Genomic DNA, 6,586 nt, shown 5'->3' with positions numbered 1-6,586 from the left:
CGACATAGTCGCCGCGAATCATCAGCGCCAGGTCCGGGCCGACGAAGGGCACGGCCGCGAACAGGTTGACGATGACCTGAGCGCCCCAGTAGGACATCTGGCCCCAGGGCAGCAGATAGCCCATGAAGGCTTCGGCCATCAGGCACAGGAAGATCGCGCAGCCGAAGATCCAGACCAGTTCACGCGGCTTGCGGTAGCTGCCGTAGATCAGGCCGCGGAACATGTGCAGGTAGACGACCACGAAGAAGGCCGAGGCGCCCGTGCTGTGCATGTAGCGGATCAGCCAGCCCCAGGGCACGTCGCGCATGATGTACTCGACCGACGCGAAGGCCAGGCCCGCGTCCGGCTTGTAGTGCATCACCAGGAAGATGCCGGTGACGATCTGGATCACCAGCACAAGCAGTGCCAGCGAGCCGAAGATGTACCACCAGTTGAAGTTCTTCGGCGCGTAGTACTCCGACATGTGGACCTTGTAGGCGTCGAACGCGGTCGGGAACCGGTTCTCCAGCCATGTCACGGTCTTCACGCCTACCGAGGCGCCTGCGGGAGCTTCCTTGAATTCAGCCATGATCGTCCTTATGCCTTCTTGTCTTCGCCGATCAGCAGGCGGGAGTCGGTCAGGTACATGTACGGCGGCACCTCCAGGTTGTCCGGCGCAGGCTTGTTCTTGAAGACGCGGCCGGCCATGTCGAAGGTCGAGCCGTGGCAGGGGCAGAGGAAGCCGCCCGTCCAGTCGTCCGGCAGCGACGGCTGAGCGCCGGGCGTGAACTTGTCACTTGGCGAGCAGCCGAGGTGCGAGCAGATACCGACGACAACGAGGTACTCGGGCTTGATCGAGCGGTTCTCGTTCTTGGCGTAGTCGGGAATCGGGAAGGCCTTGCGATCAGAGTTCGGGTCAGCCAGCTGAGCGTCGTTCTTCTTGAGGGCTTCGAGCTGCTCCGGCGTGCGGCGCACGATCCAGACCGGCTTGCCGCGCCACTCGACGGTGAGCTTCTCGCCGGGCTTGATGCCGGAAATGTCGACCTCGACCGGCGCGCCGGCGGCCTTGGCTCGCTCGCTGGGTGCAAAGGTGCTGACGAAGGGCACGGCAGTCGCAACGCCGCCCACGGCGCCGGCACAACCGGTTGCAATCAACCAGGTGCGTTTGCCTTGGTCCACTTGCTGGTCACTCATGAGGGTCCTCTAAGGAGACTTCTGATCAGGGGCAGCCCAGGATTCTAGCGGACGCTTTTCGCGGCCTCAGTCGGGCTGGCGCCGGGACGAACGCAGGTTTACCCGGCTTCTGACCGCGCCGACTTGGCGTCAACAATGGCGCCACCTTTTTCCAACGCCCCAGGCAGGAGCCCGCGCATGAGTTTCATCTCCGAATTTAGGGAGTTCGCCATCAAGGGCAATGTCATCGACCTGGCGGTCGGCGTCATCATCGGCGGCGCCTTTGGCAAGATCGTCGACTCCCTGGTCGGCGACGTCATCATGCCTATCGTCAGCAAGATCTTCGGCGGCCTGGATTTCAGCAACTACTTCATCCCGCTGGCCGGCCAGGCGGCCACGACGCTGGCCGAGGCGAAGAAGCAAGGCGCCGTGCTGGCCTACGGCAGCTTCATCACCGTCTCGCTGAATTTCATGATCCTGGCCTTCKTCATCTTCCTGATGATCAAGCAGATCAACCGCCTCAAGCGCGACGAACCCGCTGCGGCGCCTGCCGAGCCGGCGGCGACGCCGGAAGACATCCAGTTGCTGCGCGAGATCCGCGATTCGCTGAAGCGCTAGTCTCTTTTCCGCCCGCCAACCCGGTAAGTAATGGTTACCGGGCTTTTTTATGCCACCAATTTGGCGACTTGCTGAAAACCCCAGCTTGTTGCAGGCGCGATACTTTCGGCGCACTTGTGCCTATTTGTGATGAACGCGCCCGAGATACGCCTGAATCCGCACCTTGAAGCCTCGCTGACCCGCATCCGCCTCGCCGGAGAGCAGGCGGCTGAGCGCTGCGCGGAAGGGCTGGGGCTGTCAGCGCTGTCCGCCGGGCAGATCAAGAAGCGCGACGCGCTGCTCGCGGCGCAGTTCGTGTTCCGCCAGCAGCAGGGCATCTTTTCGCAACGTTTCGTGCAAAGCCTGCGCAAGCAGGTCTCGGCCGAGCAGTCCGACCCCAAGCCGGTTGCGGCGCCCACCGCCAAGAAGGACTGGGGCGAGCTCTCGCTGATGGACGACGACCAGGTCAACAACCTGGTCGCGGCCGACCGCATCGGCCTGGCCATCGGCCACCACAGCGAGTGGGAGCTGCGTGAGGTCGAGTCCTATGTGGCCGGCATCCAGCTCGGCGAGCGCAACCCGCTGCGGCCGGAACTCGTCGGCCAGGCGCTGCTGGACGCCGTGCAGTCCATCACCGACGACCCGGTGACCCGCCAGACCTTGACCGACGAGCTGACGCGCTCGCTGGCCCAGGAGATGCGCGGCTGCTATGCCGACATCGCCGAGCTGCTGCGCTCGCGCGGCCTGCGGCCCCAGGATCTGCGCGTGCGCGGCGCAGCGGACGCCGCCGCCTCACGCCACGGCGCGCTGGGCGGCCCCAGCCAGCAAGGCGAGCTTGATTCCGGCCACGGCGGCATGTCGACCCGCGGCGGGGGTTATGGCGGCTCCGGCCATGGCGGCCTGGGCCAAGCCGGAGGCCGGGGCGGCCCGGGCAGCTCGGGCTTCGGTGGCGGCGGTGGGGGTAGCTACGGCGGCCGCGGTGGCAGTGGCGGCGGGGGTGGTGGCATTGGCCGCGTCGACCCGCAGATGATGGACCTGCTGCGCCGCCTGGCCCAGGCGCCGGCGGCCTACGACAGCTATGACGGCGGCCATTCCAGCCGCATGGGGCTGGACACGCTTTCCGGCGAGCCCAGCGCCTGGGGCCATCTGCCGCTGCCGGCCAACGTGATCCACCAGCACCGCGACGAGTTGCGCCAGGCCTCTACGGGCCGGCTGGACCACATGGTCATCGACGTCGTCAGCAGCCTGTTCGACCAGATCCTGTCCGACCCCAAGGTGCCGCCGCAGATGGCGCGCCTGCTGGCCCGGTTGCAGCTGCCGGTGCTGCGCGCGGCGCTGGGCGATGAGACCTTCTTCTCCTCGCGCCGCCATCCGGTGCGCCAGTTCGTCAACCGCCTGGCGTCGCTGGCCTGCGCCTTCGACGATTTCAGCGATGACCCGGGCCGCTCCTTCCTGGCCCATGTGCGCGACCTCGTGCAGGACGTGGCCCAGGGCGATTTCGACCGCATGGACGTCTACACGGCCAAGCTGGATGCGCTCGAAACCTTCATCGCCGAGCAGACCCGCAGCGCGCTGAAGGCCTCGGGCGACGCCGCCGCCGTCGTCGAACGCCGCGAGACCGACCTGCGCCTGCAACAGCGCTACGCCTTGCAGCTACAGCAGTCGTTGGCCAAGGTGCCGATGCAGGAGTTCCTGCGCAGCTTCCTGGCCGGCGTGTGGAGCCAGGCCATCGTGCTGGCATCGCGCGAAGGCGCGCCCGAGCGCGCGCTGCGCCTGCGCACCCTGGGCCGAAGCCTGGTGATGAGCGTGCAGCCCAAGGCCGGCACGGCGGCGCGCTCCGACTTCCTGCGCGAGCTGCCCAACCTGATGCGCACCCTCAACGAGGGGCTGGACCTGATCCGCTGGCCGGACAGCCCGCGCAAGGACTTCTTCGGCGCGCTGCTGCCGGCGCATGCCGAGTCGCTCAAGGGCCAGGCGCCAAGCGCGCTGGACACCAACCTGCTCGTCAAGCAGCTCGACCAGATCTTTGGCGCTTCGCCGCCGGCCGAGGCTGACCTCGCCAAGCCCATGGCCGGCGAGACGCTGCCCGCCGACCTGGATGCGAGCCAGCGCCTGACGCCGGCCGAGGCCAAGAGCCTGGGCCTGGTCGAGGAATCCGGCGTCGACTGGAACGGCGAGCTGGACCTGGACCTGTCCGGCAACGACGCCGCTGCAGCGGCCGCGCCGCTGCAGGCCGTGGACATCTCCATCGACGGCCTGCCGGCCTCGGAAGGCGCGAGCGAGCCCAGCAGCGGCGCGCTGCTGATGGACAACATGCAGCTGGGCTTCGCCTACCAGATGCACACCGGCGACGAGTGGCAGAAGATGCGCCTGGCCCACATCAGCGCGGGCCGCAGCTTCTTCATCTTCACGCACGGCAGCCGCCAGCAGGAGACGGTGACGATGACGGCCCGCATGCTGAGGAAGCTCTGCGAGGCAGACCGCATGCGCGCCTACGAACAAGCCTATCTGCTGGAGCGCGCGACGGCCCGTGCGCGCGCGCAGCTCGCGGCGCTGTCTACGCCGGCGCGCTAAGTTTTCTCGCCATTGCGAGAGCCGCGCCCAGGCTGGCCGGGTCGGCAATGCCTCGCCCGGCGATGTCAAAGGCGGTGCCGTGGTCGGGGCTGGTGCGCACGAAGGGCAGGCCCAGCGTGACGTTCACGCCCTGCTCCACGCCCAGGTATTTCACCGGGATCAGCCCGTGGTCGTGCGTCATCGCGACGACGACGTCGAATTCGCCGCGGCGGGCGCGCATGAACACCGTGTCGGGCGCGTAGGGGCCAGTCGCATCCCAGCCTTCGGCGCGCGCATCGGCAATGGCCGGCGCGATGTGGTGAATCTCCTCGTCGCCAAACAAGCCGCCCTCGCCCGCATGCGGGTTGAGCCCGGCCACGGCGATGCGCGGCGCAGCGATTCCCATCAACCGCAGCGCCACGCCGGTGATGCGCAGCGTCTCCAGCACGTTGGTTCGCGTGACCCGCTCTATGGCGTCGCGCAGCGAGCAGTGAATGGTGACGAGCACCGTGCGCAGCTCCTCATTGGCCAGCATCATGCGCACCGGCCCGCCACCGGCCAGGGCCTGCAGCATCTCCGTGTGGCCCGGATAGGGTGAACCGGCCGCGTGCAAGGCCTCCTTGTGGATGGGCGCGGTGACGATGGCACGTGCCCGGCCGGCCTGGATCAGCGCAACGGCGGCCGCTATGCACAACGCTGCCGCCGCGCCGGCGCGGGCGTCGACACGGCCCAGCGGCAGATCAGCCAGGGCCGCAGGCAGCGTTGCAGGCTGCCAGACCGGCAGGCAGCGTGGCGGCACGCGGTCCAGCTCGTCGGGCGACTGCAATTGCGCCACGGCCAGGCCGCCACCCGTGGCCGCAACGGCACGCCGCAGCACGCCTACATCGCCGACGACGAGCGCATCGCGCGGTGCCTCGGCCCGCCACAGGCTGGCAATGATCTCGGGGCCGATGCCGCAGGCGTCGCCCATGCTGATGGCGAGAGGTGGGGCAGTGGTCATGCGGCATTCTTTCATCACGCCCCGGGCGGCGCTGGCAGACTGTGCGTCTATGAATGACCAGCTCTCCTATCCCATCGGCACACCCGGCCAAGCCTGGGGCGCGGCGGAGGTCGCCGCCTGGCGCGCACGCGTCGTCAAGCAACGCAGCTATGCCGAAGACGTGCTGAGCGCCGTCGAGCCGCTGCGCCGAGACTTCGACGTCAGCGAGTACGGCGCGCTGGACTACGACGGCGAACATTTCCCGCTCGTCGCCCTGCGCAGCCGTGGCTGGCAGGACGAGTTGCCGACGCTGGTCGTCACCGGCGGCGTGCACGGCTACGAGACCAGCGGCGTGCTCGGCGCGCTCCAGTTCCTGCGCGATCACGGGCTGGAGCAGGCCGGCCGCGCCAACCTGCTCGTCGTGCCCTGCGTGAGCCCCTGGGCCTACGAGCGCATCCAGCGCTGGAACCGCGACGCGCTGGACCCCAACCGCAATTTCCGCGCAGGCAGCTCGGCCGGTGAATCAACGGCGCTGGTGGCGCTGCTCGCGCCGCTGCGCGGCAGCGTGCTGATGCACATCGACCTGCACGAGACGACGGACAGCGACGAATCGGAGTTCCGTCCGGCGCTCGCTGCGCGCGACGGCGAGGCCTTCGTGCCGGACATCGTGCCCGACGGCTTCTATCTCGTCGACGACGCCGAACATCCGCAGCCGGAGTTCCAGCGCGCCGTCATCGATGCCGTCGCCCGGGTCACTCACATCGCACCGGCGGACGCCAACGGCCAGATCATCGGCACGCCGCTGCAGTCACCTGGCGTCATCAGCTTCGCCGTCGCGAAGAAAAGTTTGTGCGCCGCTATCACGGCGGCACGCTTCAGCACGACGACGGAGGTCTACCCAGACAGCCCGCGCACGACGCCGCAGCAATGCGCCGAGGCCCAGGTCACTGCCGTGCGCGCAGCCATCGCCTACGCGCTTGCTCACGCCTAGGCAGGATTTGGCAGGTCGATGAAGCGCCAGTCCAGCCCCAACTCGGCAGCGACTCGCTCGCCCACGCCCTGCACGCCGTAGCGCTCGGTGGCGTGGTGGCCGGCGGCGATGAAGGCGACGCCGGTCTCGCGGGCGTAGTGGGCCTGGGGCTCGGAGATCTCCCCGGTGACGAAGACATCGGCGCCGGCCGCGATGGCGCCCTCGAAATAGCCCTGTGCACCGCCCGTGCACCAGGCGACGCGGCGCAGCGGCCGCCCGTCGCCCTCGGCCAGCACGGGCTCACGGCCGGTCAGCGTGCGCAGCTGCGCCGTCAG

General features: G+C 68.5%; 7 protein-coding genes. 3 read left to right on the top strand and 4 right to left on the bottom strand.

The annotated features are described in order from the left end of the window. Together ACXRVZ_RS27235 and petA are read right to left on the bottom strand one after the other, a co-directional pair. The coding region (locus ACXRVZ_RS27235; protein WP_458233089.1) for a cytochrome b at nt 1-568 on the bottom strand (568 nt) is incomplete at its 3' end. A gap of 8 nt (nt 569-576) precedes the next feature. After that, nucleotides 577-1,173, bottom strand: coding sequence for a ubiquinol-cytochrome c reductase iron-sulfur subunit (gene petA / locus ACXRVZ_RS27230; protein ID WP_457421432.1), 597 nt, complete (start codon nt 1,171-1,173; stop codon nt 577-579). Nucleotides 1,174-1,350: 177 nt separating this feature from the next. On the opposite strand from petA, the gene mscL reads away from it, so the two are divergent. Together mscL and ACXRVZ_RS27220 are read left to right on the top strand one after the other, a co-directional pair. After that, on the top strand, nt 1,351-1,770 hold the full coding sequence (mscL, locus tag ACXRVZ_RS27225; RefSeq protein WP_458233088.1) for a large conductance mechanosensitive channel protein MscL: 420 nt from the start codon (nt 1,351-1,353) through the stop codon (nt 1,768-1,770). A gap of 129 nt (nt 1,771-1,899) precedes the next feature. After that, on the top strand, nt 1,900-4,323 hold the full coding sequence (locus ACXRVZ_RS27220) for a DUF1631 family protein (protein WP_457421428.1): 2,424 nt from the start codon (nt 1,900-1,902) through the stop codon (nt 4,321-4,323). Here the strand turns inward: ACXRVZ_RS27220 and pdxA are convergent. Next, nucleotides 4,307-5,302, bottom strand: a complete 996-nt coding sequence (pdxA, locus tag ACXRVZ_RS27215; protein ID WP_457421426.1) for a 4-hydroxythreonine-4-phosphate dehydrogenase PdxA — start codon at nt 5,300-5,302, stop codon at nt 4,307-4,309. The two genes, ACXRVZ_RS27220 and pdxA, sit on opposite strands and share 17 nt — an antisense overlap. 49 nt (nt 5,303-5,351) lie before the next feature. Between pdxA and ACXRVZ_RS27210 the strand changes: the two genes are divergently transcribed. Next, nucleotides 5,352-6,272, top strand: coding sequence for a M14 family metallopeptidase (locus ACXRVZ_RS27210; protein ID WP_457421424.1), 921 nt, complete (start codon nt 5,352-5,354; stop codon nt 6,270-6,272). Here the strand turns inward: ACXRVZ_RS27210 and ACXRVZ_RS27205 are convergent. Continuing rightward, nucleotides 6,269-6,586 (bottom strand): Nif3-like dinuclear metal center hexameric protein (locus tag ACXRVZ_RS27205; RefSeq protein WP_458233087.1); only part of this gene is annotated, 318 nt, incomplete at its 5' end. The two genes, ACXRVZ_RS27210 and ACXRVZ_RS27205, sit on opposite strands and share 4 nt — an antisense overlap.

It is taken from the genome of Roseateles sp. P5_E8, assembly GCF_054177665.1.
Note: the sequence above shows the minus strand (reverse complement) of the source record. Positions and strands in the feature narration are given on the sequence as shown.

Coding starts and splice junctions, on each gene's coding strand:
- petA (WP_457421432.1), bottom strand. CDS start 1,173: ATGAGTGACCAGCAAGTGGACCAAGGCAAACGCACCTGGTTGATTGCA.
- ACXRVZ_RS27220 (WP_457421428.1), top strand. CDS start 1,900: ATGAACGCGCCCGAGATACGCCTGAATCCGCACCTTGAAGCCTCGCTG.
- pdxA (WP_457421426.1), bottom strand. CDS start 5,302: ATGACCACTGCCCCACCTCTCGCCATCAGCATGGGCGACGCCTGCGGC.
- ACXRVZ_RS27210 (WP_457421424.1), top strand. CDS start 5,352: ATGAATGACCAGCTCTCCTATCCCATCGGCACACCCGGCCAAGCCTGG.